21 protein-coding genes are annotated in these 23,636 nt (G+C 52.0%); 13 read left to right on the top strand and 8 right to left on the bottom strand.

All coding sequences use genetic code 11. The annotated features are described in order from the left end of the window. Positions 1-619 precede the first annotated feature (619 nt). Together LKK83_RS28140 and LKK83_RS28135 are read right to left on the bottom strand one after the other, a co-directional pair. A complete protein-coding gene (locus LKK83_RS28140; RefSeq protein WP_324634775.1) occupies positions 620-1,315 on the bottom strand; it encodes an SH3 domain-containing protein in 696 nt (231 codons plus the stop codon). A 362-nt stretch (positions 1,316-1,677) separates the two neighbouring features. Then, the gene (locus LKK83_RS28135; protein WP_324634774.1) at positions 1,678-2,601 is read right to left on the bottom strand and encodes an SH3 domain-containing protein; all 924 of its coding nucleotides are present in this window, start codon (positions 2,599-2,601) and stop codon (positions 1,678-1,680) included. Between the two features lie 16 nt (positions 2,602-2,617). Between LKK83_RS28135 and LKK83_RS28130 the strand changes: the two genes are divergently transcribed. After that, positions 2,618-2,758 carry a hypothetical protein gene (locus LKK83_RS28130; protein WP_324634773.1) on the top strand — a complete coding sequence of 47 codons (141 nt, stop codon included), beginning with the start codon at positions 2,618-2,620 and terminating at the stop codon, positions 2,756-2,758. Positions 2,759-2,871: 113 nt separating this feature from the next. Beyond that, the gene (locus LKK83_RS28125; protein WP_324634772.1) at positions 2,872-3,918 is read left to right on the top strand and encodes a DUF2157 domain-containing protein; all 1,047 of its coding nucleotides are present in this window, start codon (positions 2,872-2,874) and stop codon (positions 3,916-3,918) included. A 180-nt stretch (positions 3,919-4,098) separates the two neighbouring features. Here the strand turns inward: LKK83_RS28125 and LKK83_RS28120 are convergent, their stop codons facing one another. Continuing rightward, positions 4,099-4,764 (bottom strand): SH3 domain-containing protein, encoded by a 666-nt coding sequence (locus LKK83_RS28120; protein WP_324634771.1) that lies wholly within the window; start codon positions 4,762-4,764, stop codon positions 4,099-4,101. 662 nt (positions 4,765-5,426) lie between these two features. On the opposite strand from LKK83_RS28120, the gene LKK83_RS28115 reads away from it, so the two are divergent. Further along, positions 5,427-7,562 (top strand): PhoX family protein, encoded by a 2,136-nt coding sequence (locus LKK83_RS28115; protein WP_324634770.1) that lies wholly within the window; start codon positions 5,427-5,429, stop codon positions 7,560-7,562. 108 nt (positions 7,563-7,670) lie between these two features. Here the strand turns inward: LKK83_RS28115 and LKK83_RS28110 are convergent, their stop codons facing one another. Further along, positions 7,671-9,059, bottom strand: coding sequence for a mechanosensitive ion channel family protein (locus tag LKK83_RS28110; RefSeq protein ID WP_324634769.1), 1,389 nt, complete (start codon positions 9,057-9,059; stop codon positions 7,671-7,673). A 356-nt stretch (positions 9,060-9,415) separates the two neighbouring features. Between LKK83_RS28110 and LKK83_RS28105 the strand changes: the two genes are divergently transcribed. Then, on the top strand, positions 9,416-10,297 hold the full coding sequence (locus tag LKK83_RS28105) for a DUF928 domain-containing protein (RefSeq protein ID WP_324634768.1): 882 nt from the start codon (positions 9,416-9,418) through the stop codon (positions 10,295-10,297). Here the strand turns inward: LKK83_RS28105 and LKK83_RS28100 are convergent. Beyond that, positions 10,294-10,467, bottom strand: coding sequence for a hypothetical protein (locus tag LKK83_RS28100; RefSeq protein WP_324634767.1), 174 nt, complete (start codon positions 10,465-10,467; stop codon positions 10,294-10,296). The genes LKK83_RS28105 and LKK83_RS28100 overlap by 4 nt on opposite strands. Positions 10,468-10,507: 40 nt before the next feature. On the opposite strand from LKK83_RS28100, the gene LKK83_RS28095 reads away from it, so the two are divergent. Then, a complete protein-coding gene (locus tag LKK83_RS28095) occupies positions 10,508-12,436 on the top strand; it encodes a CHASE2 domain-containing protein (RefSeq protein ID WP_324634766.1) in 1,929 nt (642 codons plus the stop codon). A gap of 365 nt (positions 12,437-12,801) precedes the next feature. Beyond that, positions 12,802-14,091 (top strand): FAD-dependent hydroxylase, encoded by a 1,290-nt coding sequence (locus LKK83_RS28090; protein WP_324634765.1) that lies wholly within the window; start codon positions 12,802-12,804, stop codon positions 14,089-14,091. Positions 14,092-14,421: 330 nt separating this feature from the next. On the opposite strand, the gene LKK83_RS28085 is transcribed toward LKK83_RS28090, so the two are convergent. After that, positions 14,422-16,422 carry a peptidoglycan DD-metalloendopeptidase family protein gene (locus tag LKK83_RS28085; RefSeq protein ID WP_324634764.1) on the bottom strand — a complete coding sequence of 667 codons (2,001 nt, stop codon included), beginning with the start codon at positions 16,420-16,422 and terminating at the stop codon, positions 14,422-14,424. Positions 16,423-17,172: 750 nt separating this feature from the next. On the opposite strand from LKK83_RS28085, the gene LKK83_RS28080 reads away from it, so the two are divergent. Then, positions 17,173-18,924, top strand: coding sequence for a mechanosensitive ion channel family protein (locus LKK83_RS28080; protein WP_324634763.1), 1,752 nt, complete (start codon positions 17,173-17,175; stop codon positions 18,922-18,924). A gap of 57 nt (positions 18,925-18,981) precedes the next feature. On the opposite strand, the gene LKK83_RS28075 is transcribed toward LKK83_RS28080, so the two are convergent. Beyond that, on the bottom strand, positions 18,982-19,692 hold the full coding sequence (locus LKK83_RS28075; protein WP_324634762.1) for a cyclase family protein: 711 nt from the start codon (positions 19,690-19,692) through the stop codon (positions 18,982-18,984). 160 nt (positions 19,693-19,852) lie between these two features. Here LKK83_RS28075 and LKK83_RS28070 point away from each other — a divergent pair, with 160 nt between their 5' ends. From LKK83_RS28070 to LKK83_RS28045, 6 genes are all read left to right on the top strand, one after another. After that, the gene (locus LKK83_RS28070) at positions 19,853-20,269 is read left to right on the top strand and encodes a hypothetical protein (protein WP_324634761.1); all 417 of its coding nucleotides are present in this window, start codon (positions 19,853-19,855) and stop codon (positions 20,267-20,269) included. Between the two features lie 441 nt (positions 20,270-20,710). Continuing rightward, a complete protein-coding gene (locus tag LKK83_RS28065; protein WP_324634760.1) occupies positions 20,711-20,977 on the top strand; it encodes a hypothetical protein in 267 nt (88 codons plus the stop codon). A gap of 97 nt (positions 20,978-21,074) precedes the next feature. Continuing rightward, complete coding sequence (locus LKK83_RS28060; RefSeq protein WP_324634759.1) at positions 21,075-21,275, top strand: hypothetical protein; 201 nt, start codon at positions 21,075-21,077, stop codon at positions 21,273-21,275. Between the two features lie 77 nt (positions 21,276-21,352). Beyond that, entirely contained in the window at positions 21,353-21,490 is a 138-nt protein-coding gene (locus LKK83_RS28055) for a hypothetical protein (RefSeq protein WP_324634758.1), read from the top strand. Positions 21,491-21,555: 65 nt separating this feature from the next. Beyond that, a complete protein-coding gene (locus LKK83_RS28050; RefSeq protein WP_324634757.1) occupies positions 21,556-21,798 on the top strand; it encodes a hypothetical protein in 243 nt (80 codons plus the stop codon). Between the two features lie 120 nt (positions 21,799-21,918). Then, entirely contained in the window at positions 21,919-22,674 is a 756-nt protein-coding gene (locus tag LKK83_RS28045; RefSeq protein ID WP_324634756.1) for an amidohydrolase family protein, read from the top strand. A gap of 115 nt (positions 22,675-22,789) precedes the next feature. Here LKK83_RS28045 and LKK83_RS28040 read toward each other — a convergent pair whose 3' ends face one another. Further along, entirely contained in the window at positions 22,790-23,212 is a 423-nt protein-coding gene (locus LKK83_RS28040; RefSeq protein WP_324634755.1) for a nuclease A inhibitor family protein, read from the bottom strand. Positions 23,213-23,636 lie beyond the last annotated feature (424 nt).

Genomic DNA, 23,636 nt, shown 5'->3' with positions numbered 1-23,636 from the left:
ATTGAAATCGCGCCTTTGCAGGCTTGCGTCCGCATGACAAGGACTAATACCACTTTGCGATAAGTCACAATTAAAGCGGGGGATTGAAATCGCGCCTTTGCAGGCTTGCGTCCGCATGACAAGGACTAATACCATTTTGCGATAAGGATATGAAAGTGCCGCCCCCAAATCCTGCGCCCGCCGCCCAATCCCCTCCCTCACCCACCGCCGCATTGCATATAATATCTCGCTATCTCACATAAAGCAAGCAAAGTCTGCCTACGCGGACTATAGCGACTATTACACAAGTTAAGTATGTAATCTTTCTGTCATTCCCGGCGGGAATGACAGAAACGGCTGGGTACCCTATTACTCTGAGAAACCTTATATTCCGGAAACTCTCCAGCGATGGGCAAATCATGCCGAAAAATACGGCAGCAAAAAGAAACTCCGGTGTTACTGGATTTACAATTTTCATGCTTTTTGTATAACAGAGCGCAGGGACACGGCATGCCGTGTCCCTAGGGGAAGTGGAGATAATCGATCGCCATGAAGGGAGAGGCGAGGCGGCACTCCTGATATCCGAACCCAAATCGAGATGCACCCGAAAATCGACGCCAGACCGTTGGCTCACTTTCATTTATAAACAGCGAATCAAACTATTAACGGAGACAAATCCCTCAATCGGGGCGACGATTTTCACCCAGGAGATGTTCGCGCCATACTTATCGCGAACATACTCGTAATCTTCTATCAGTTGCACTCGTCCGTTACCGGGGATACCGCCGATATAGGAGGATGCGCCACCCGCTTCCGATCGCACGGCTAATCCTTGCGGGGTGACGAGTCCGTTAACTTGGCGACAGAGGGGACCGTCGGGAATGGTGGGGGTTTCGGACGGCGTGGTAGTGGTTTCCGGGGGTACTGGGGTGGGGGTGGGAGAAGTGAGAGAACCGGAACAAGGTTCCAGGTTGCCCCAGCTATTGGGTTGTCCGTTGGAGAGATAGCCGGCCACGGGACTGGTGACTTCCAACCAGATGCGATTATCGGAACCGAGGACACCTTCGCCGTTAGACGCCAGGGTGACTTGACCCTGGAAATCTACACCCCCCACTTGCGGGGCGTTGGGATCCGGTTGCTGGCGGATGGCGAGGCCCTGGCGGGCGGTAACGCGCCGGCACAGGGTATCGGATGCGGTTTGCGCCTGCAGGTGAGAGGGTGCAGAAGCGGGAGAGTTTGTGGTAACAAGTGTAGCTGCTAAAGCGGAGACGGTAGGTGCGATCGCCGTTAAACACAGCAACGCTACCGATAATCCCCAGGAATTCCAATTTTTCATCGCAATATTCTCCTACAATCTTAACTTTTTTTGAGAGAAATTTGTTTAACCTTTCTCCTTGATGTTATCTCAATTTATTGCCGATTTCGCTCCCTTGCCAAACACAATTGAAATCAATTCCGCAACTGCGCCCGGTTGAGGGATTTGCAGTGGGAAATCCAGGCAATGGGGAAGCGTTGGCTGGCGCGCGATCGCCCCATCCACCTCCCGCATGAATCCCCCGCCAGTGCTGGCAATTCCTAACCTTTGGTGCCGAGGAATTCTGCGAAAACCAGAGTGCAACAGACAGCAGGCAAAACAGCGGCAAAAACCCTTGTATTGGGGAAAAAACACAGAGGCGCGATCGCATCAAATCGGCAATGCTAACGACACATAATTAAATTCCCCGCCGAGACAAATCCCCGCTGGGGGGCGGAGATTTCCACCCACTCGCGCCCGCTACCATTGCGATCGCGAATTACCGTAAAATTCGGCACCAAAGTCACTCGTCCCCCGGGGTCCACACCGCCGACATAAGCGGAAGATGAGGACGCATCGGCGCGAATCGCCAATCCCTGCGGGGCGACGCGGGGTTCCACTTCACGACACAATTCCCCGGAGGGAATCAAAGGGGTGGAAAATCCCACCGATGCTGCTGTAGTTTCGTTACAGTAAATCAAGCTTTCCGTGGAGATATACCCCGCCACCGGGGAAGAAATCTGCACCCAAGTGCGAGCTTCCCGATTGCGATCTTGGATCAAGCCAGAATTGGGAACCAGCAGGACTCGTCCCCCGGGGGGCAAACCGCCGCGATTGGTGGAAAATCTGCTCGCCTCAGTATGGACGGTAATCCCTTGGGGAGCGATATCCGGGCTGATGCGGCGGCACATATTTGTGGTCACATTTGTAGGCTGACGGTTGGGTTGGGGGGCTACCCTCGCCGAACCGGTACAAGGAGCCAGATTGCCCGCACTTCCCGGTTCTCCGTTGGACACATATCCGGGCACCGGTTCGGAAATTTCCAGCCACACGCGCCCATCCGGACCGGGGATTTCCCGGGCGTCGGAAGCCAGGGTGAGGAACCCATTGGGGTCTACGCCGCTAATTTGCGGCGAATTGGGGTCAGGTCTCTGGCGGATAGCGAGACCTCGCGCCTCGGTGACGCGGCGACAGAGGGAATTGGCTTGCGCCAGGGTAGAGGTGGCGCTGAGGGAGGCGATCGCCCCTGGGGTGGTTCTGGGAAACCCGGCGATCGCGATCGCAAATGCGGTTAAACTTACAGTGGTGACGCTCCAGTGCCTTAACATGTTTATAACCTCACTGATGACTCGGGGAACTATTATTTTAAGCCTTAGAGGAAGCGATCGCCAGTCCATGAAAAGCGGACATCGATCGCCCCAATTCGTTCCCGGCGATCGCCGGGGGATAACCAGCGCCTTTTGCACTTCACTCCTCTACTTTTAGAGTTCCCCAGGATTTGCGATCGCTTCTCTAGAAACCGGAAACAAAATTCCGCCCATCCCCACTCTCCACTTTTCTATGTTATCAACCAGTGTCCAATTTTTTACCCGTCAAGTATGAAGATTTTTAAAGAAGATATAGACTGGGCCGCTTCCGAAGGAATCATTTCCCCAGAACAAGCCGACGCCCTGTGGGAAGCCCTTTCCCAGCGACTAGAGAACCGTCCCCAATTCAACCTTGCCAATGTCTCTTACTACTTTGGCGCATTAATTGTCATTTCCGGGATGACCTGGTTTATGGGGTTAGCCTGGGAGCAATTTGGCGGCGGCGGAATTTTCCTGATTTCTTGTATCTACGCCCTCTGCTTTGTCCTTGCCGGCAAAACCCTGTGGTTCGAACAAAACCTAACAATTCCCGGCGGATTGCTATTTACCATTGCCGTTTGCATGACTCCCCTTGCCATTTACGGACTGCAAACCATGCTAGACCTTTGGCCCCAAGGAGACCCGGGCAATTATCGCGACTATCACATCTGGGTAAAAGGCAGTTGGTTGTTTATGGAATTGGGCACTATTATTGCTGCTTTAATTGCCCTCAAATTCGTCCGCTTTCCCTTTCTGGTTGCGCCTATTGCCTTTACTCTGTGGTATATGTCGATGGATTTGACGCCGTTATTGTTTGGTCGGGTAGATTTTACCTGGGAAGAACGACTTTGGGTGTCTTTTTGGTTTGGATTGGCTTGTTTGGTGGTGGCCTATTGGGTGGATATGAAAACCACTCGCATTGCCCAGGATTATGCGTTTTGGCTTTATTTATTTGGCTTACTTTCTTTTTGGTTTGGCATGACCTTGATGGGGGAGGGGACGGAATGGGAATTTTTCCTCTATTTTGTTATCAATTTAGGGCTAATTCTGCTCTCGGTGTTGTTGCAACGGCGGGTGTTTATCGTGTTTGGTGCCCTGGGGGCGTTCGCCTATTTTTCCCATTTGGCCTATGAGCTTTTTCGGGATTCTCTGTTGTTTCCGTTTGCCTTGACCGTGTTGGGAATTGGGGTGATTTATTTGGGGGTTTTGTACCAACGAAATCGACGGGCGATCGAGGGGTGGATTCTCGGTTGGGTGCCGATGAGTTTCCAGCAAGTATTGCCCCGGCGGCGGTGGTAGGGTAGGCATCGCCCCGCTGCAATTGTGGGTAATTCAATCAATTGTACCCAGCGCCCATTTGGGGAAAATACAGTGTGGCGATCGCCCCGCGATCGCCGGTGTTGCCCATACATTGTAGGGTGGGCAATGCCCACCCTACGTTATGTGGAGTCTGTGCTATATAAAAAGCAACCCGAGGGATTACGGACAGAACTCTAAGTTTCTCGCCGACACATACCCATTAATCGGGAAGGTAATTTCCACCCAGTCGCGGGGTTCCCCATTGGCATCGGGAAGCAGTTCGTAGTTTTCTACCAGGGTCACTTGTTCCCCTGCGCCGACGCCACCTTTATACTCGGACAACCGCGAGGGGCGATCGCGAATCGCCAGACCTCGGGGGGCGCGATCGCCATTGACTTCGCGGCACAGACTTTGGGTGGTGGTTTCTGTGGGAGTTCTGGGCACTGCACCCACTCTTTCCGTACAATAGCCCAAATTGCTCTCACCGCTAGGAAACCCGTTGGACACATACCCTTCCACCGGGGAGACGATTTCAATCCAAGTGCGACCCCCGGGACCTTGGATACCGCGATATCCTTGGGCGAGGGTCACTTGGGTATCGAATCCTACGCCACCCACGCGCGGGGAATTCGGGGTGGGTTCTGCGCGGACGATGAGTCCCACGGATGCGAGCACGCGGCGACAAAAGCTCTCTGGGGCCTGAGCCAGTTGCACGGAGGTTTGCCACCTCTCGGTGAGGGGGGAGGGGTTTGGCGAGGCGATCGCCGCAGGTGTCATACTGCTACCGGCGATCGCGATCGCGCTCAACACTGCACCGGGTAAACTCCACAGGGTTAATTTTTTCATCGGTTAATCTCCCAATGTAACAAAAACATTTGTGTTATGGTATTGTCGTTATAGCAAAAAACCGCCACGCTTCAAATCAGTCTGAAGATAGGGATTTTTGGCAACCACGGGGCAAAATCGCCGGAACATTTCCCCATTGGGGGGTTTTTTCCCACTGGGCGATTCCTCTCGGCAAACTCCCCCGTTTCTTCCCTGTCTGCGGTTCGATGGGGCTGCACCCGCTTCTGATTGTAATCGAAATTTCGCGATCGCACAAGGCTTTTTTCCAGTTTCGCCGCATTTTCCCCCTGTTTGCGTGGCGTCACCCCCTTCTGTGCGGCATTGGGGGGATATTCGATTAATCATTGGCAAAATGAAATCGCTTTTTTGTGCAGGTGGCATGGATTGACGAAAATACCAACCCCACGCCGCGCCTAAAAGGGAAAAAAGCATCCCCCACCCCCGCATCAGTTCAACCCCAACCCGCTGCGATCGCCCACCTTACCGGAAAAAAGCCACAATCGCCGCCTTTTTCCTCCTGCACAAAAGGTTAACCCAATAATTACCTTTTCTTAAACCAAGGTTATCACAACCTACAATATTTCTGGTAAAATAAAAATTAATTGTTTCGATTATTATCGCCCAAATCATTCACAGACTACAGGAGAACGCAAGGGGTAAGTATGACCCTCAAACGCCGAAATTTTCTAATATTTTTAGGTGCCACAGTTGGTGCCGTTGCCTGCGGTAATCTCGCAGAACAGGGACAACAAAAAACGTCATTTTCACCCGAAAAAATCGGCGGATTTTGGGACTTTAAACCGGTGAAAGGCCCCATGCCTCTGGATGGGGATACAGTGGCGATCGCGCGACAACCGCTAGAATATGCCCGCTATGAAATCAAGGATGACTTAATCCTACCCGAAGGCTACACCTACGACACCATTGCAATGTGGGGAGATCCATTAGGAGATTCCCGAGTGGGGTACAACAACGATTATCTCTCCTTTGTGGAAACCGGAGACGGCGAAGGGGTACTCACCGCCAATTTCGAGTATATCAGCGGTGCCACCTGGATGCAAACCTACGAACAGGCAATGGGAAAATCCCTGCCCCTTGCCGAAATAATCCCCAAAGATAACGCCACAAACGGCAAAATTGACGCCTACAAACTGTCGGACAAAGACCCAATTAAAGCCAAAATTCGCGAAATTTGCGAAGCGGCATTAGAAGACCAGGGAATGGGGGTGATTTTTCTCAAAAAAGCCGCCGATGGACGATGGGAAAGAGCCGAATCGAATGCCAACCGTCGCATTTCGGGAATTTCCGGTATAAAAGGGAAATATTTAAAAGCAACCGGACCGGGAGTCGTCATTTTCCAGAAAAAGAAAAAAGCGGGATATGATGATAAATTAGACGAGAAAATCCTGGGCACCTTTGCCAACTGTGCTGGGGGAACTTCCCCCTGGGGGACGGTATTTAGTGCCGAGGAAAATTTCCAAGCGCAAGTTCCGGAAGCGGTGTATGCGGATGGGTCTTCATTTTCCCCCAGCAGTTTGCCGTTTAACACCCAATCCCTTAACGGGCAGGGGAATGTGTTGGGGTTAGCGGGGAACAAGTACGGCTACATGGTAGAGGTCGATCCCGCAGATCCGAACGACTACGGCACCAAGCATACCTGGTTGGGACGCTATCGCCACGAAGCGGTTGCCTTTCATGCGGTGGAGGGGAAACCCTTGGCGGTGTATTCCGGGTGCGATCGCCGAGGGGGTCACTTGTATAAATTCGTCAGCAGTGGCAATATCAACCGCCCCACGGACAAGGCCAATTCCCGCTTGTTAGAAGACGGAATGCTTTATGCGGCGGCGTTTGAACCCGATGGAACCGGGCGCTGGATTCCCCTGAAACCGGATACGCCCGTCAGTCCCCTGTTGCCCAGTGCGGTCCGGGGAGGCAAAGTGATGCTCCCGAACCGTCCGGAGGGGGGATTTGTGGCCGTCACCCAAGACGCAGAGGCGATCGCCTTCGGGGAAAAGTATAAAACCCTCGGCGACCTCTACGAAGGCAGCGATCGCGAAAAACAAGGCGCTATCCTGGTAGACGCGCATTTTGCCGCCAACGCAGTCGGGGCCACCGCCACCGCCCGCCCGGAAGATACGGACACCGCCCCGGACGGGTCGCTATACATTGCCTATACTTCCGGTAGCCCGGGCAGCGATGGCGGACCGGATCGAGAGATTTTCCAAGGACCCCAGGGAGAACCCTGGGAATATGGCTGGATTATGCACCTCGCGGAACAGGAAAACGACCCCGGGGCGACCGAATTTACGTGGGAAATGCTGGCGATGGGGGGCGAACCGGCCAATGGGGGGGCGGGATTCTCCAATCCCGATAATTTGTTCATCGATGGCGATCGCCACATCTGGATGGTCACGGATATTTCCACCGGCAAACATAACGACCCCAACGATAAGGACCGATGCGGTTGTTTTGGCAATAATTCGATTTGGTATATTCCCACCTCTGGAGAACATGCGGGAAATGCCTATTTATTTGGCCTCGGACCGATGGAATGCGAAATATGCGGCCCGTTTTTCACTCGCGATCGCCAAACCCTATTTTTAGCCATACAGCATCCCGGCGAAATCCACGGCATTCGGCAAAACAATGCTCTAGAAACCCGCCAATTTCTAATGAAAAGCACCGATGGCAAACAGTTCCTCCAACATCGACAAGTGCCGTTAGGATCCAATTGGCCCGGAAAACAACCCAACGACCCCCCCAAACCGGCGATCGTTGCCGTTCGCAAACTCACCTAATCCCATTTTCCACCACTCGCACCACTCGTTCCCAGCACATGCTGGGAACGCCCTCCCCCAGCTACCGCCTCCCCACAATAGCACAATAATAAACCCGCTGGCTTCTAGTTAATCCTGCTGCAGGTTAATCGAGTGGGAAGAATTGCGAAATTGCAGGGTATAAATCTCCGTGGGCAACTCAATTTCCGCCTTTACCAATCCTTCTTTAATCGCCTTTGCCCCTTGAGAAGTCATTTCCATAAATTCCGCTCGTCGCGAATCCACCCAAAACCGAACTTCTAAATTTACCGTACTCGCCGCTAGTTCTTTTACCAACACTTCTGGCGGGGGACTCGGTTCTACTAAATCAAGATTTTGCAGGGTTTCCAAAATCACCTGTTTGGCGCGAGCAATATCCGCATCGTAGTCAATGCCAACTATCACCGAAGTGCGTCGCCGCTTGGATGCGGTATTGTTAATAATGTTTGAAGAAAACACTTCTTGATTGGGGATATAAACCACTCGCCCGTCATAAGTAGTCAAGGTCGTTGCCCGCAAGTCAATGTGGGTAACGGTACCCTCAAAATCTTTAATTACAATTTGGTCGCCGATGCGAAATGGGTGAGCGGCGAGTAAAATCACCCCGGCAATGTAGTTACTCAAGACATCTTTCAAACTAAAGCCGATCGCCACACTGGTTAACCCCAAAGCGCCCAGTAAGGTAGCGAAATCCAATCCCAATACTCCGAGGGCAATAATCGAACCCACCACCCAAATTGCGCCATATCCCAAGCGCCCGATGAGAATTTCGGTGTTGCGATCGCCTTCGGTTTGTTCCGCCCAAGTCAAGGCAATCCGCCGCATGGAAATCGCCACCAACCAGGTGAATACCATCACGATCGCCGCCCCCACAAACGAGGGAAAATTACTAATTGTATTTCGCAATAACTGTCGCACAGTGCCATTCACCCGTTGTACCACATCGATCGCCAGAGGCGGTTTTTCCAAAGCAGTATTGAGTTGTGCGACCCATTGGGTGGCTAATTCTTCCACATTTTCCAGTCCAAAATCCTCCGCATCCTGTGGCGTCACCGTCATAATGATCCGGTTATTTATTTGCAAGGTAGCAAAATTTTTTGCCCGGTTGTATTGCACCGTCAAAGGGTCGATTTCCTCGGATTTGGCGATTAAACTAGAAATGCGGCGGTTGATAATCTGCGCTCTTTCTCGCGCGCTCAAAGGTCCCAAACTACCGATTTGAAAAATCGGTCGCCCCCGGACCATCACATCGGCAAAAAACGGTTCGTTTACCGTCGGGGCGCTGGTTGGCGTCGCCGGGGCGACAACCGGGGGCGGGACTTCTTCCTCCTGTGCTAAAATGGTTCCACCGCCACTGAGCAGCAGACCCACCAGGAAACCGCACAAATAAACATAACCCCGGATATTTGAAGTGGCGTTGCTTCGTTTAAACATGCTAATTGGCGATCGCTGATGTACGTCTTTTCTATTGTCCTCCAAACCCTTTAAAAGGTAACAACAAGTTTGGCAAATCCGATGCATCAATTCACCCGCTACTTTGCGAAGCGATCGACCCCAAACCATTCTGCCAGATTTCCCCCCAAATCACCCTCCAACGTCCCCCCATTCCCTTCACACCGTTAGAACTTCCGCAAAAACCCTCCCCGCAAGCGGTACCCATCCACCTAACCCCCCCTGACCCGCTAAAATATTGCATGTTGTTAATCACCAAGGATTGATTGATTCCCCAACCGGGGACGAAGAACAAAAAGTCACCTACAAAAGACAATTAATACAGACCGATTGCCAATCCTAACTTTAAAATCGTAGTGAGTTAAACAGGAGCGTATTCTATCATGGCGCGGAAACAGTGCCCACTCTCCCTGGCAATGTTTGGGGTGACGCTAGTGCTAGCGATCGCCGCGATCGTAACTCGCCCATTTACCCCCCTCCGGATCCAGGCACTGGCGGGAGAATCAGACGCCCCCCAAGAAAAGCCGATCCTGAGTCAACTGGATCCTTTGGATCCACCACCGAACCAAGATGCCCCCACCCAAACGGCGGGAGGAGGCACCCGGGTGCGATACGACCCCCCCCTAAACGAAGAAGCGCCCGATTTCCGCCACAGAGGAATTAACGGAATACGCGGAAAATGCCCGGTAGACGAAGCGTTGCCAGAGGTTCCCTTAACCTTATTAATTCCGCCAAACCGAGTGGGATTGAGCCTTACAGACACCCCCCCCAGCTTTTTTGTGTATGTACCCCCCACTGCTGCACCACTGGCAGAGTTTGTCCTCTTCGATGAAAGTGAAACCATAACCATTTATGAAACGACGATTCCCTTAGATCGAACCGGGGGAATTATTCGCATCCAACTGCCCGCCGAGGGAATCTCCTTAGAAGCTGGCGAATATTATAAGTGGTATTTTAGTGTAATTTGCGACCCTAACGATCGCGCGGCGGATTTATTTGCTTCGGCATGGATTAAGCCCATCGAAACTAACCCCATGCTGAGGGAAACCCTGGAAAAAGCGACTCCCATCCAACAGGCGGCTTTATATGGAGAAAATGGCATTTGGTACAACACCCTAACCAGCTTAGCACCGTTGGTAAATGCGTCGGAAGAAAAATCCGCCACAGCGCAAGCACAATGGCAACAACTGCTCGAGTCCGAAACCGTGAAACTCGAATACCTTGCCGAAGAATCCCTGTTAGATTGTTGTCAAATTGAAAATTAAGCGGCTAGAGTAGGAATTGCAATATAGGGGCAAAAAAACTCGGTTAATTTCACCTTTTGAACCTGCGGCTGTAGCTGTAGGGTGGGCAACTCGTTGTCCACCCTACCCGTGAGGGCGGTGCGGTTGTCCTGTGCTTTTGAACCGACAGCTGTAGAGAAGCCCGGTTGCATCTCTACAGTTTGTGGAGTAGAGAAAAATAGGGAATAATTGATGTGGAAAAATCTGAAAAATCAGTTGTGGGAATGGCGGGGAATTTTTATTGCAGTTCCCACGGTAGCGGCATTAACGATCGCCTTGCGGAGTGTTGGGGGATTGCAGCTTCTGGAATGGGCGGCGTTGGACTTATTTTTTCGCTGGCGTCCCCCGGAACCCACCGAAACCCGAATTGTCCTGGTTGCCATTGAGGAATCGGACATTAGAAAAACCGGGGATTGGCCGATTTCGGATTTAATTTTAGCGCAATTGTTGCAGAAAATCAAGCAACAGAAACCGCGTGCGATCGGACTGGATTTATATCGAGATTTACCCGTAGAACCGGGGACTGAGAAGTTAGGGAACCTGTTCGAGAGTACCGAAAATCTGATTGGCATTCAGAAGCTCGTGGGGGATGCTTATGGCGAATCCGTAGCACCCTCGCCAAAATTAAAAGAATTAGGGCAAATTGGGGCAGCAGATATTTTAATCGATAAAGATGGGAAAGTGCGGCGGTTTTTGCTGTCGATGAAAAACTCAGAGGGCGAAACCGTTTATAGTTTTGCCGTGAGGTTAGCGTTAATTTATCTGCAACAAGAAGACATTTCCCTAGAACTTATTGACCGAGAGAAATTTAAGGTCGGATTGGGGAAAACCACATTCGTTCCCTTGAGAAAGAACGATGGGGGATATGTGGATGTGGATGCGGGAGGATTTCAAATTTTATTTAATCCGCGCAGTCACGTTTGTCGGGGAAAAATAGAGCATTGCGATGTATTTGAGACTGTGACAATGACCGAGGTATTAGAGAATCGGATAGCGCCGAATTTGTTTCGCGATCGCATCGTGTTGATTGGGTCCACAGCAGCGAGTTTGAAAGACCGATTTTTTACTGCATTTAGCAACAGCTATCTCACCGCACCGGCAGGGGTAGAAATTCATGCCGATATGACCAGTCAACTGGTAAGTGCGGCACTCGAAAACCGACCGTTATTGAATGTATGGCCGGATGGAGTAGAATGGGGGTGGATTGGGTTGTGGTCGGGCATAGGTGCGATTTTGGGGTGGAAATTGCTGCGCTTTCGTTGGAAAGCGGCGAGCATTCTGGTGGTAGGCGGGAGCGCGATCGCCATTGCATACCTGGCATTTTTATCCGGGTGGTGGATACCGATCGTGGCCCCCTTGCTGGCATTAGTGGGATCGGCGGTGGCGATGGTAGGCTATACGGCGTATATAGAAAGCGAAGACCGGGAAACGGTGATGAACTTGTTGGGGCAGCATGTTTCCCCGAAAATCGCACAAGCGGTATGGAGCGATCGCCACCAATTGCTGAAAGAAGGGCAAATTCTCGGCCAGCAAATGACCGCCACCGTGCTATTTACCGACTTAAAAGGCTTTACCCGCATCACCGAACGCACCGACGCCGAACAGTTGATGTTTTGGTTGAATGATTATATGAAAGCCATGTCCGCGATCGTGTTGCAGCATGATGGCGTAGTGGATAAATTTATCGGCGATGCGATTATGGCAGTATTTGGCGTGCCGATTCCCAGCACTCGGCGAGATGAAATTGCCCGAGATGCGATCGCCGCCGTTTCTTGTGCCGTCGCGATGGGCCAAAAACTGCGATCGCTCAATCAGCAGTGGCAGTCCCAGGGTCGTCCCACCGTCGCCATGCGCGTCGGTATCTCCACCGGCATGGTCGTGGCCGGCAGTCTCGGTTCTCGCCAACGCTTAAATTATACCGTCTTGGGCGATAGCGTCAACGTCGCCGCCCGGTTGGAAAGTTACGATAAATCCTTGTTGGAGGGTGGCATTTGCCGGATTTTAATCGGCGAAGAAACCTATCGTTATATCCAGGGACAATTTTCCGCCGAATGTATCGGCACCGTGCCACTCAAAGGACGGGAAAAACCAGTGAAGGTCTATCAAGTGACAGAAGTTTAATTTTGCATATCTCCCTGAATATATATTTTCGCGAATGTCCGCGTTAATCGATTCCTCACAAATGCCAAAAGAGAATACAATCTTCTCTCCGGAGCAATAGTCGCAAACAGAATGAGTCCTTGTCATGCGGACTATAGCGCTGTCGCCCCGGGCTTCGCGCTTTACCTTTGCCTCGGCACGATTTCAATCGCCCGCTTTAATTCGCTAGCCGTAGGGTGGGAAACGAGTTGCCCACCCTACCCGTGAAGGTGGTGCGTCAGTCCTGAGAGGAAAATTTGCCCACCCCCTACCCCAGAACGCCAATTTGCGGCAAAATAGTTAAGAAAGGTAAAGATTGCCATGTAATTTGAGAAAAGCCGATAACCATGACCGTACAACAGCTTACATCCTCAGCCACCCCCAACTCCGAAACCGGATTTGATTATGACATTGCCATTGTCGGGGGTTCAGTGGCAGGTACAACCCTCGCCGCCGCGTTAAAAGATTCCGGATTGAGCGTAGCGCTGATTGAGGCAGTGCCGCAGTCAGTAGCAGCATCGCGGAATAAAGTGTATGCCACCTCATTGCTTTCCGGGCAAATTTTCCAAGGAATCGGCGTTTGGGAGAAAATACAGCCAAAAATCACCACATTTTACCAGATTAGCCTATCCGACTCGGGAATCGAAGGAGTGCGGTTCAAGCCCACAGATTTGCAGACAGAAGCCCTCGGATATGTGGCAGAACATCAAGAATTGTTGCCGGTATTGCAAGAATTTCTCGAAGAGCGCTGTAGCAACGTCACCTGGATCTGTCCCGTGGAAGTGGTGGGGATAGAGTATCGAGACGACGGCGCTATCCTGGAGATGCAACCTGTCGGCGAACCGCAGACCGAAGAAACCAGGCGGATTCGCACCCGACTCATCGTCGCTGCAGATGGGGCGCGATCGCGCATCCGCACCCAAGCCGGCATTCAGACGCGCGGTTGGAAATACTGGCAATCCTGCGTTACCGTGAAAGTCAAACCCGAGAAAGCGCATCATAACATTGCTTACGAAAGGTTTTGGCCCAGCGGACCGTTTGCGATTTTGCCCTTAACCGGCAATCGCTGTAATATCGTCTGGACTTCCCCCCATGCGGAAGCAAAAGCCTTAGCACAACTCGACGACGCCGAATTTTTAGCCGAATTGAAAAAGCGCTACGGCGATGCAATGGGAGAGTTAGAATTGATTGGCGATCGGCAAGTCTTTCCGGTGCAACTGATGCAAAGCGATCGCTACGTGCAACCGAGACTCGCCCTAATTGGCGATGCCGCACATTGTTGCCATCCCGTGGGCGGACAAGGGTTAAACTTAGGAATTCGCGATGCGGCGGCGATCGCCCAAGTGCTGAGCGATGCCCATCAAAACCGCGAAGATATTGGGGATTTAGCCGTGTTGCGACGCTACGAACGCTGGCGCAAACTCGAAAACCTGATAATTCTCGGGTTTACCGATTTTCTCGATCGCCTGTTTTCCAATAACTTTCCCCCATTTGTTGCCCTGCGCCGTCTCGGGTTGTGGTGTGTGCGAAACCTACCTTTCGTCAAGAGATTTGCCTTGCGCTTGATGACCGGCCAAACCGGACGACATCCGCAAAACATCAAACCATTGCCCTTGAAAGTCTCCGTGCAATCCTAGGATTTAGCCAAACAATAATTGCCCTTTTTTATTTCGCGATCGCTACTCAATCGGTGGCGATATTTTTATTTGCAAAAACCTTTTGCTAGCAATAAAAAAACCAGTATATTGGGATAAAACAGTCCGGAAACGGGTTAAAAATGAAGAATGAATAATTTAGAGTAGCCTAGAATACCTCTAAATTATTCATTCTTTAAATGGTTTGATGGATTCTCCCAAATCAGGAAAAAGTTAAGATTTCCGAGCCAAGTGAACCCAGACATGAAAAATAGAGAACCGAGAATTGTGGTTCTAAATTCTTAATAGTTCATGCATCATTGGGTGTGACGATTAGGGAATAGATTGACCCACGGTGGAATTAATTCTTAGATTGGCGGGGTCTCCCGGGAGATAAACCAGGGGGTCAACCGCATCTTCGCCCGGAGGATAGAATTCAAAATGCAAGTGGGGGCCAGTGCTATTGCCCGTGCTGCCCACTTCTGCAATGACTTGACCCTGTTCCACCGCCTGACCTTCCACCACCAGAATGCGGTGATTGTGAGCGTAGCGAGTAAAACTGCCATCCGGGTGTTCGATTTCCACTAAATTGCCGTAACCCCCCGGATTCCACCGGGCATAAGTGACCGTTCCCCGGGCAACAGAAACGATTGGGGTACCGATGGGAGCTGCGATATCAATGCCCTTGTGCATTCGTCCCCAGCGCATGCCGTAACCCGAGGTAAAGACCCCATGAGTCGGCCAAATAAGCTGTTGAAAACCCTGTAAAGGTTCAGGGAGATAGGTACCCGCAGCAGCTAACGGGGGTAAAGCCTGGGGCGTGGTGTTCGTAGTTTGGATGCGTTCTCGCAACAAATCCAGACGAGTGCTGATGCGGGTTTCCAGGGATTCCGACTCCTGATGAGCGCTGTTGATGGGCGATGGGGGAGCCTGTTTGGGGGGCGGGGGGTTGAAGCGATCGCGGCGTTCCCACACCGCATCCGATCGCTGCAAATGAGAAACGCGGGCCGCCCCCATATCAGGCGATCGCCCGTATCGCTCTTCCCGGGAGTGGTCATTTCCCCGGGTTTCCAGACGCGACGTCGGCGTTGACGGTGCAGAAGGGGTGACAGAATTATCCGCCCCAGACCAATCCCGAGTAGAGGGTTTAGGATTAGAGAAACGGCGATCGGCATTTAGGGGAACCGAAGCGCCAGGGTTTCGCACCATTGCGCCATCCGACACTGCATCCTCATCAGTGCTGAGGGTTTCCCCGCCGCCGATCCAGAAAGGGGAAGGCTTGTCAGAAAAAGAAACCGACTCCGCAGAGACATCAGACAACTGAGCAGATAAACCCGAAGCGGGTGAGTCAGGGGATGACGAAGGGTTCATTTCCGCCGTAGGAGTTGGAGAGGGAGAGGATTGCTCCTCAGCGGGAGCATTCCCGGCGGAAAAGTCCGACTCATCCGGAGGAGCGATCGCCTCAGGGGAGAACGGAGCTTGCGATCGCGTGGACTGGGCAATTTCCAACGCCTGATAAATGCAAGCCGCCACCTCCGCGCGAGTCGCCAACTGATTCAGATGCACCACCCAATCCTCCAGATGCGAGTCCTGGGGTAGAGTTGGGTGTCGATCGAGCTGGTGCAAAAAAACAATTGCCGTCGCTAAACGTTGCTTCGCCTCCTGTGGAATCGACTCCACCTCTTGAAAATACGCCTCTAAATCCCTGCGCGCCGACTCCGGAATGGTTAAATTTAAGCCATGTACCAGAGCCAGCAAAACTTGCAAGCGCGAAATCGGTTCATTGGCTTGAAATCCCTCAGTGGTGTACTCGCCAACAAACCCCATGTGGGAAACCGCATCAATAGCCGTTCGCGCCCATTGATGGTCCTCCAGATTGGCAAAAGAAGCACCACCAAGCTTCTGAGCAGAAGCTTGGCGGCGATTGGGAAAAGCTTGTTGGAGTACGGCAGCAAACTGCCCCTGGGTCATCGGGGTCTCCGGGCGAAAACTGCGATCGGGAAACCCATGTAGCAGTCCCCGAGCTTGCAGCGCTTCGATAAACCCGCGCGCCCAATGGTCTTGCAAATCGATGAACTGCACTTGCTCCACCAAAGCGGGAGTGGAAGCGGCAACATTTTTGCCTCCTGCGGCATCGGTATTAAGAATATCCGCCCCTTGCATCCCCCGAAGGTTGTCTTTCGGATTTTGGGTGAGCGGGGTACCACTAACAAATTCTGGAGTTTGGGGTGGCACAATCGGGGAAGAGACCCCGGGCTGGATTGCCACCTCGCGGGTTAAGTCCGCCGTGGTAATTGCAGCTAAGGTGCCAATTGCAAACTGTTGAATGTTCATTGTTCGCCTTTTGAGTCGGATAAAGCCTGAGATCTAGAGCGAATCTCGGGTCACGTACCCCAGAGATTTCCGCTACAGGCTGGTGGTCATAGATGGACCCTTTCCGGAAAAAGCCTTGGGTCGCGGTGGATTCGCGATCGCAGGCATTCTTCGATGTGGGATTCCCTTGCGGGAAGCAGATGCATGGTGTGGGGGGTGACGCTGCGACATTTTGCCCGGTTGGCAAGCTCAGAGCTTCTGAGATTCAGCCACCCTCGTTCCGGTCATTCCCCGGGTGCTACATCGGGCATGACAATCGCCGGAATGCTTTTTATAAAAAGCTTTTCGCGCGATATGACCCGGCCCTCATTCAAGCTTTATACTGTGCGGCGGTGTAGAAATCCGTACAGTTACTCAATTTAATTTTTATTGAAATGATTTCGGAATTTTTTTTGCGTAAGGAATACATTTTTTGCCACAAGGGTAAATATTTATAGGTAAAGAAAACATCACAGTCAAATCATTGCAGCGTTATAAAACCAAAACCTCCGGCTCCCGCCCCGATGCTCGCGCAGTGGAAGATGCATCCGGGAGAAGAAGTGACGGGGAAAGGGAGACTCGTGGGCACTTTGGCGGGCGGGGGTTCGCGGTTCGCAGGGGTGGGGAGTGGGGGGGGGTTGGGATGGGGGGAACACAGCCCTGAGGAAATGTGGAAAATGGGATCGAGATGGATCTAGCCTGTTATTGAAAACGAGGATTGCATCAGCGACTGTGAAAGCAACAACCAAGCGTCGAAAATCTGGGGGATGGCGATCGCGGCGTCTCGCCCGCCTCTTCATCCTTCCCCTGCTGACGATCGCCTTGCTGCTGACATGCAGCATTGAGTCGATCGACGCAAGTGTAGGGAGTCCACCTGCCGGTGCCACCTCAGTGACCCTAGAGGTGGAGCCGCTAGGAATCCGCGAATCATCGGAGTTTCACCTCGCCCAGTTTCGCTCCGAGTGGCTGAATCGGGAGTTTAGAGAAGCACAAGCGCCGATTTCTCTGGATGGGCGACGATTGTTTTTCATCAGTCGTGCAGGAGAGTATCCGGCAGATGTGCGCGCGGATTTGATTGAAAGACAGCTTCAAAGAGCGGTAGAGTCCAGGGAGGCAATCGAGGTCGAAGTTCGCAACTCGAACGAGATGCCGGCGATTTTTCTTGGGTCTCGCCAACTGCTGACTGTCACCGACGCCGATGTGCCCGAAACCGTCAATCCGGAAACCCAAGCGCATATTTGGGCGCACGAAATCGAACTGGCCCTGCAACAGGCGCGGCGAGAGCGCAACGGCAAGTTTATTCAGAAATCGCTCATTTATGCCGCGATCGCGGTGGTATTCGTACTGGCACTGAATCGAGGATTGAGCATCTTCTGGCACCGCTACCGGGAACCGTTGCGCCAGCAGTTGTCTAAAAACTTGGATTCCGAGCCGGATGAGTCGGTGGGGGCGCTGGATTTGTTGCTCAGCCTGAGTGTGGCGATCGTCCGCTTCCTGCTCTGGGGTGGGGCGCTGCTTTACATCACCAATCTGTTTCCCTTCACCCGACAAGTCAGCTACCGCATCACCGAGGCTCTCAGCACCACTTTTACTTCCGGACTCCTCACCCTCGGGGAACGCTCTTACTCCGTCATCGACTTGCTGATTCTCACGGCGATGCTCTTGGGATTGGTGGCCCTGTCTGGTATTGTCACCAATCTGCTGCGATCGCGCGTCTTGCGCTACATGAACATCAACCGAGGCGCGAAGGAAGTGGTTGCCATTATGAGTAAATACGGCTTTATCTTCATCGGCGCAATGGTGGTGCTGCAAATCTGGGGCTTAGATATCAGTTCCCTAACGATCGTGGTTAGCGCCCTCGGGGTCGCGATCGGTTTTGGCTTTCAAGATATCGCGAAAAATTTTGGCAGCGGTTTGGTTCTGCTGTTCGAACGCCCCATCCAAGTGGGGGATTTTGTCGAGGTGGCAGACTACAGCGGTACCGTGGAACGGATCGGCAGTCGCAGCACCATGATTCGCACCTTGGATCAAATCTCGATTATCGTCCCCAATTCCCGCTTTCTGGAAACTGAGGTGATTAACTGGAGTCACAGTAACCCGGTTTCTCGTCTCCATTTACCGGTGGGGGTCTCTTATGGCGCTTCGGTGCAAGCGGTGGAAAAAGCCCTGTTAGATGCCGCAAAAGCCCATCCGGATGTCTTGCTGGTGCCGGCCCCGCGCGTTATGTTTATCGGGTTCGGAGACAGTTCTCTGGATTTCGAACTGCTGGTGTGGAATGCGGAACCGAGCAAGCAATATTTCCTGAAAAGCGATTTGTATTTTCGCATTTTCTCGACTTTCGCAGAGCGCAATATCGAGATTCCTTTCCCCCAGCGCGATTTGCACGTTCGTTCGGGCAATTTGCCGGTGCAATTGTCGCCGCAATTGGAACAGGCGTTGTTGCAATTGCTTCAACGATTCGGCGATCGCAAGAGCAGCTCTTGACCCCCCCCAAACTGTCTGCGCCATCCCCTCGCTTCCCCCCCCGGGGCGAATGCAGGGTTAGGATACAAATGCCATTACCGTCGCCGGAGAACCAGAACCCTCGCACAGGCGCAGGGGAGCGATCGCGAGGGTAACTCCCTTCGGCGGCAATTTATCTAAATTGGTGAGATTTTCCAAGACAATACGCGGTTGCGCTAGCACTTGCCGATTCGTGGCAAATGTGGTATCCTGCCCGCCATCTACTCCGTGGGTATCGATGCCCACTCCCGCAATCTGCCGGCGATCGAGCAAAAATCGCGTTGTTTCTTCCGCAAACCCGGGAAAATGCTGCTGGTTGATAAAGGCTTTGGCATCGGACCATTTATGTTGCCACCCGGTGTACAGTAACACCACGCAACCCGGGGGGATTTTACCCTGTTTTTCCTCCCAGTGGAGTACATCGGCGCAAGATAGGGTAAAATCCGGATTGGTAGAGGCCGGTGCTGCGATATCGATCGTCACCGCCGGAACGATTAGCGATTCTGCGGGATAAGCCTCGATTCCGACGCCATCCGGGTAAAAACTCTTCGGGGCGTTCATGTGTGTGGCGCTATGTTCGCCCATACAGAAGCGTCGCAGGTAATAGCCATCTGTTGATAATTCGGCAACTGTCTGGACGTCTACGGGTGGATCCCCGGGCCAATGGGGGATCTGAGGCGCGATCGCGTGACTGAGGTGCATCACTCGCGAATAGGTAATTGTTTTGCGGTTGGATTCAGGGTTCATCATTCCATTTTTAAGCGTTAATAGTGGGAAATGCCGCTAGCAGCAGAATCTGAAAAAAAATCGGTGGTTAGCAATCCCCGGATCGGGCTTTAACCTTAAGGATAGAATAACCAACGATTGCTTTTAGAGGGGTCAACTCTAGCTGTAAAACGAAGGAAAAACAATGCAAGAATATCAACAAATTGCTGCCTGGGTCAAAGAACAACACGCCGAAGATTATCTCCTGACATGGTTGCTGACACAACCGCAACTGTGGTGGTGCGAAGGAGAACTCTATCAAGCGGCGATTTCCAAAGACGGGGAGCGCCTCAAAGCCTTTGTCGAAACTCACCAAGAAAGTGAATTGCTCGTGCAAATTGCTGATAAGTTAACGGAGGACGACACCTGGGAAATTGTCGCCGTTTTCCTCAACCAAATCTGCGATTTTTATCAAGAACTGCTCGCTAAATTGCCGGAAGTACGCCCCAAACGCGAACGGATCCCTCGGCGCGGGTTGGAAAGTCAAAATTTCGCGATTGAAGCTTGGGCGCGAGAAGAATCCGACGCCGATCGCCACTCTGACTCGGATGCGATCGCCTGATGCAACGAGTATCGATCTCCTCGGCGGTTCAGGGGCAAAATGATGCACTCACCACGATAAAAATGAGAATTGAGAAGCACAACTCGATCCAAATTCTTAATTCTTAATTCTGCATTCGCGGTGGGGAGTAACCTGTATTCAGACGCGCCGTGGCGCGTCTGTCCCTGGATTTTCCCCCACCCCTTTCCCCGCTGCAGGAAATTTCATATCATATAATATCTCGCAATCTCACTTAAGCGTCACTGCCTTATACTAAATATATACTCGGCGCTCGGATTGGACGAACTCGCCTTGTTCTTTCGGGTCCCTCCAGACAGTCCCCCTCACCGACATTTCTTCAGATTCGGTGGGGTAACGACCAGAAAAGTTGGTATCCTAGAATAAACTGGGAAAATTTATTTTCCCAACCCAACCAACACTCAAAAAAGGTAGACAACTTAAATGGCAAGACCAACCAAAGCACAAATGCAGCAAAGCTGGAATGCCCGCAAATCCCAAGCGTTTAAAGATATGAAAAAAACACAGATGGAATACTACATGAGGGCAAAGCTGATCGAAGTCGGCGTGAATCCGAAATCGGCAATTTATCGCTGGAGTGTCGAAAGGAGTGGCGATCGCGAAACCTGGACTTACAGTGCCTATTGGGCCGACTCTAAAGAAGAACTCTTAAAACAAGAACAACAAACCTCTAATTCCACTCCCGGTTAACCCGGTTGTATGGCGAATCTTTCTGCCTTGCTCTAACTCGACAAACGAAAATCGTGGTGCCTATCGCGCTTGGGGGTTCGATAACCGGGAAGCCGCCGTGCGAGTGCCCAGCAATCCTGCGCCCCCCTCTCCCACCCATTTCGAGCTAAAAACAATGGATGCTTCGGTGAATCCTTATCTCGCTTTGGGATCCGCGATCGCGGCGGGATTCCCCGGCGAACCCGTAGCGGTAGATCCGGGCTATTTGGCACCGGCACAACGCCGCGATCGCGGCATTGATTTGTTACCCACCTCTTGAGGCGAGGCGATCGCATTTCTCACACAACATAAAATTTTCCTCGATGCCTTAGGGAACTGGCAACGGCTTATTTAGCCGTGCGAAACGCCGAATGGGAAGCCATGAAAGACCTAGACCTGGAACAAGAGGTGCTGCAAGCGCGATCGCTACTAACCCAGAAGTCGGTTGTCCGAATCGTTGCATCGCAATTCCTCCACATCGGCGGACAATCATAAGCCCCACCGCGACTTCTAGTCTTGTTTCCTTTGTCTGTGTTGCCCTTAGTATCACTGTGTGACCCATGAGAGACCTTTGGCAAATTGCCGCGATCGACCAACAGGCCCACAACCTCCTCAAACCGGAGGTATTTGCCCGTTTTCCCTATCCCTCTGCCTTCACAGAAGGACACCACAAGGCGATCGTCAACCATCACGCCCGTCATACCCTCTGCTATCGCCGCAGTTTGCGCGATATCGCTCAACTGTTGCAATGCGACCCCACCGAATCCGCCATTCTCGCACAACGCAAACGCTTGGGGTTATAACGCCTCACCGAAGTGTGCTTTAACCACGCCCAACTCGATACCATTCTCTTAGATGACGGATTTCTCCCCACCGACATTCTCCCCCTAGAATGACACCAAAACTTTCTCCCCGTCAAGCGATTGCTGCAGTTGGAAATGCTCGCCGAAACCCTCTTGCGAGAACCTGCCGATTTTGCCACATTTTTAGCGCGATTTCACGCCGAACTCGACCCGCCCCCGCCTGGAGTTGTCGGATTTAAAAGTATTGCCGCATATCGCACCGATTTAGCAATCGAATCGGTCTCCCCAAAGGTAGCAAAACCGCGATTTGATGCGCTCAAAAACGCTGCCAAAACAACATCTTTTCGCCTCCAGGATAAGTGCTTCATTGACTTTTTAATCGCCCAGGGATTGGAAATTGCGGCTCAATACGAACTCCCGGTGCAATTTCATACGGGATTTGGCGATCGCGACTTAGATTTGCGCCGCGTCAATCCCCTGCACCTGCGCCCTTTGCTGGAAGATTCCCGCTTCCAAACCGTCCCTTTTGTCTTGCTTCATGCCGCTTATCCTTTCTCCCGCGAAGCCAGTTATCTCGCCTCGGTTTATCCGCAGGTTTATCTCGATTTTGGCCTTGCCGTGCCCTATCTCAGCGTTGCCGGCATGCGCCATGCGGTTCAGATGCTTCTAGAACTCGCCCCCACCTCAAAAATTATGTACTCTTCTGACGCTCATTTTATCCCAAAATTGTATTATTTAGCAGCAAAATGGGGGCGAAAAATATTGGCCGACTGTTTAGAAGCCGCGATTGGCGATTTAGATTTAACCCCTCCCGAAGCTGAAGACATTGCAACGGCAATTTTACAGAGAAATGCGCGGCATCTATATCGGTTATAATCGGCACTTTTCCTCGGGATTCACCCCTTTAAGTGATTCATTTCACCCCCGGTGGTTCCCCGGCGATCGCCCGGAGGGAACGAGTCGGATTTACTCCCTCGCGACGCTATTATACCTACGTTTTCGCCGCTTGCGGGAGGGTTTCGAGAACCTTGGTGGCGACCCCGGCTAAATTATCATCTCGAGTCATGCCGAGAATATAAACGTAAATGGTGTTTTTTCCCACCCGGTAGACTTTGATATCGCTGAGGTGGTATGTCAGAAATGTCAGCAATTGCCGATATCTCCGCAGGGTTGCCCTTTCGTGGAAGCCGTACCACTCCTTTTCGGAGAATGCAGGGGCAAAAAATTCGTCCACAGTGATGACTTCTACCGGTGCGTCTGGCGGGTGGTAGGTTAGTTGGAGCAGTTGCTCGCGCGTCACCTGGTTCGTGTCCCAAGTTATCACCTGAAAGGGAAAGTCAGATTCGCTCATCCAGAATAAGCAATTGGTCAATTCGGCAAGCTTTTCTCTCAGAGTGGTATTGATCGGAATCATTTTTCTCCCATTTTAGAGCCAAAAGACTTATTATAGTAGCAAAAAGCGCTTTTTGCTTTCCATCACGGGGTCAGTTGCCGTCAGGTTGGGATTGTCAGGGTCTAGTGACGAGCTATTTTGTCTCACATAAAGAGAGTTGAGGGCATAAGTGCGGTGGAAAATATAGTGCGTTTTTCATGTGGCTTCGGTGGGTGCCGGATTTCGATTAGCCGATCGCGCCTGCGAGGATCCTCAGAATTGACAGACAGTTTTTTTCGGACCGTGACCCTCTACCCACAGCGTTCATCAATCCGCCCCCGTCATTCTGTGGCGCGAGTCGAGATGACTGGCGCGATCGGGGAAACAATAAAGTGCTAAACTCAGACGGCGATCGCCCAGGGAGAAGCTTCCCCTTCCAGCGACGCACAGAACTAGGAGAAAAGCG

The sequence above is a fragment of the Phormidium sp. CCY1219 genome, assembly GCF_035615515.1.
Classification (GTDB): domain Bacteria; phylum Cyanobacteriota; class Cyanobacteriia; order Cyanobacteriales; family Laspinemataceae; genus CCY1219.
Note: the sequence above shows the minus strand (reverse complement) of the source record. Positions and strands in the feature narration are given on the sequence as shown.

What these genes read in the sequence shown, in the direction of transcription:
- LKK83_RS28140 (WP_324634775.1), bottom strand. Translation starts at nt 1,315, where the DNA reads ATGAAAAATTGGAATTCCTGGGGATTATCGGTAGCGTTGCTGTGTTTA.
- LKK83_RS28135 (WP_324634774.1), bottom strand. Translation starts at nt 2,601, where the DNA reads ATGTTAAGGCACTGGAGCGTCACCACTGTAAGTTTAACCGCATTTGCG.
- LKK83_RS28130 (WP_324634773.1), top strand. Translation starts at nt 2,618, where the DNA reads ATGACTCGGGGAACTATTATTTTAAGCCTTAGAGGAAGCGATCGCCAG.
- LKK83_RS28125 (WP_324634772.1), top strand. Translation starts at nt 2,872, where the DNA reads ATGAAGATTTTTAAAGAAGATATAGACTGGGCCGCTTCCGAAGGAATC.
- LKK83_RS28120 (WP_324634771.1), bottom strand. Translation starts at nt 4,764, where the DNA reads ATGAAAAAATTAACCCTGTGGAGTTTACCCGGTGCAGTGTTGAGCGCG.
- LKK83_RS28115 (WP_324634770.1), top strand. Translation starts at nt 5,427, where the DNA reads ATGACCCTCAAACGCCGAAATTTTCTAATATTTTTAGGTGCCACAGTT.
- LKK83_RS28105 (WP_324634768.1), top strand. Translation starts at nt 9,416, where the DNA reads ATGGCGCGGAAACAGTGCCCACTCTCCCTGGCAATGTTTGGGGTGACG.
- LKK83_RS28100 (WP_324634767.1), bottom strand. Translation starts at nt 10,467, where the DNA reads ATGCAACCGGGCTTCTCTACAGCTGTCGGTTCAAAAGCACAGGACAAC.
- LKK83_RS28095 (WP_324634766.1), top strand. Translation starts at nt 10,508, where the DNA reads ATGTGGAAAAATCTGAAAAATCAGTTGTGGGAATGGCGGGGAATTTTT.
- LKK83_RS28090 (WP_324634765.1), top strand. Translation starts at nt 12,802, where the DNA reads ATGACCGTACAACAGCTTACATCCTCAGCCACCCCCAACTCCGAAACC.
- LKK83_RS28085 (WP_324634764.1), bottom strand. Translation starts at nt 16,422, where the DNA reads ATGAACATTCAACAGTTTGCAATTGGCACCTTAGCTGCAATTACCACG.
- LKK83_RS28075 (WP_324634762.1), bottom strand. Translation starts at nt 19,692, where the DNA reads ATGATGAACCCTGAATCCAACCGCAAAACAATTACCTATTCGCGAGTG.
- LKK83_RS28070 (WP_324634761.1), top strand. Translation starts at nt 19,853, where the DNA reads ATGCAAGAATATCAACAAATTGCTGCCTGGGTCAAAGAACAACACGCC.
- LKK83_RS28065 (WP_324634760.1), top strand. Translation starts at nt 20,711, where the DNA reads ATGGCAAGACCAACCAAAGCACAAATGCAGCAAAGCTGGAATGCCCGC.
- LKK83_RS28050 (WP_324634757.1), top strand. Translation starts at nt 21,556, where the DNA reads ATGAGAGACCTTTGGCAAATTGCCGCGATCGACCAACAGGCCCACAAC.
- LKK83_RS28040 (WP_324634755.1), bottom strand. Translation starts at nt 23,212, where the DNA reads ATGATTCCGATCAATACCACTCTGAGAGAAAAGCTTGCCGAATTGACC.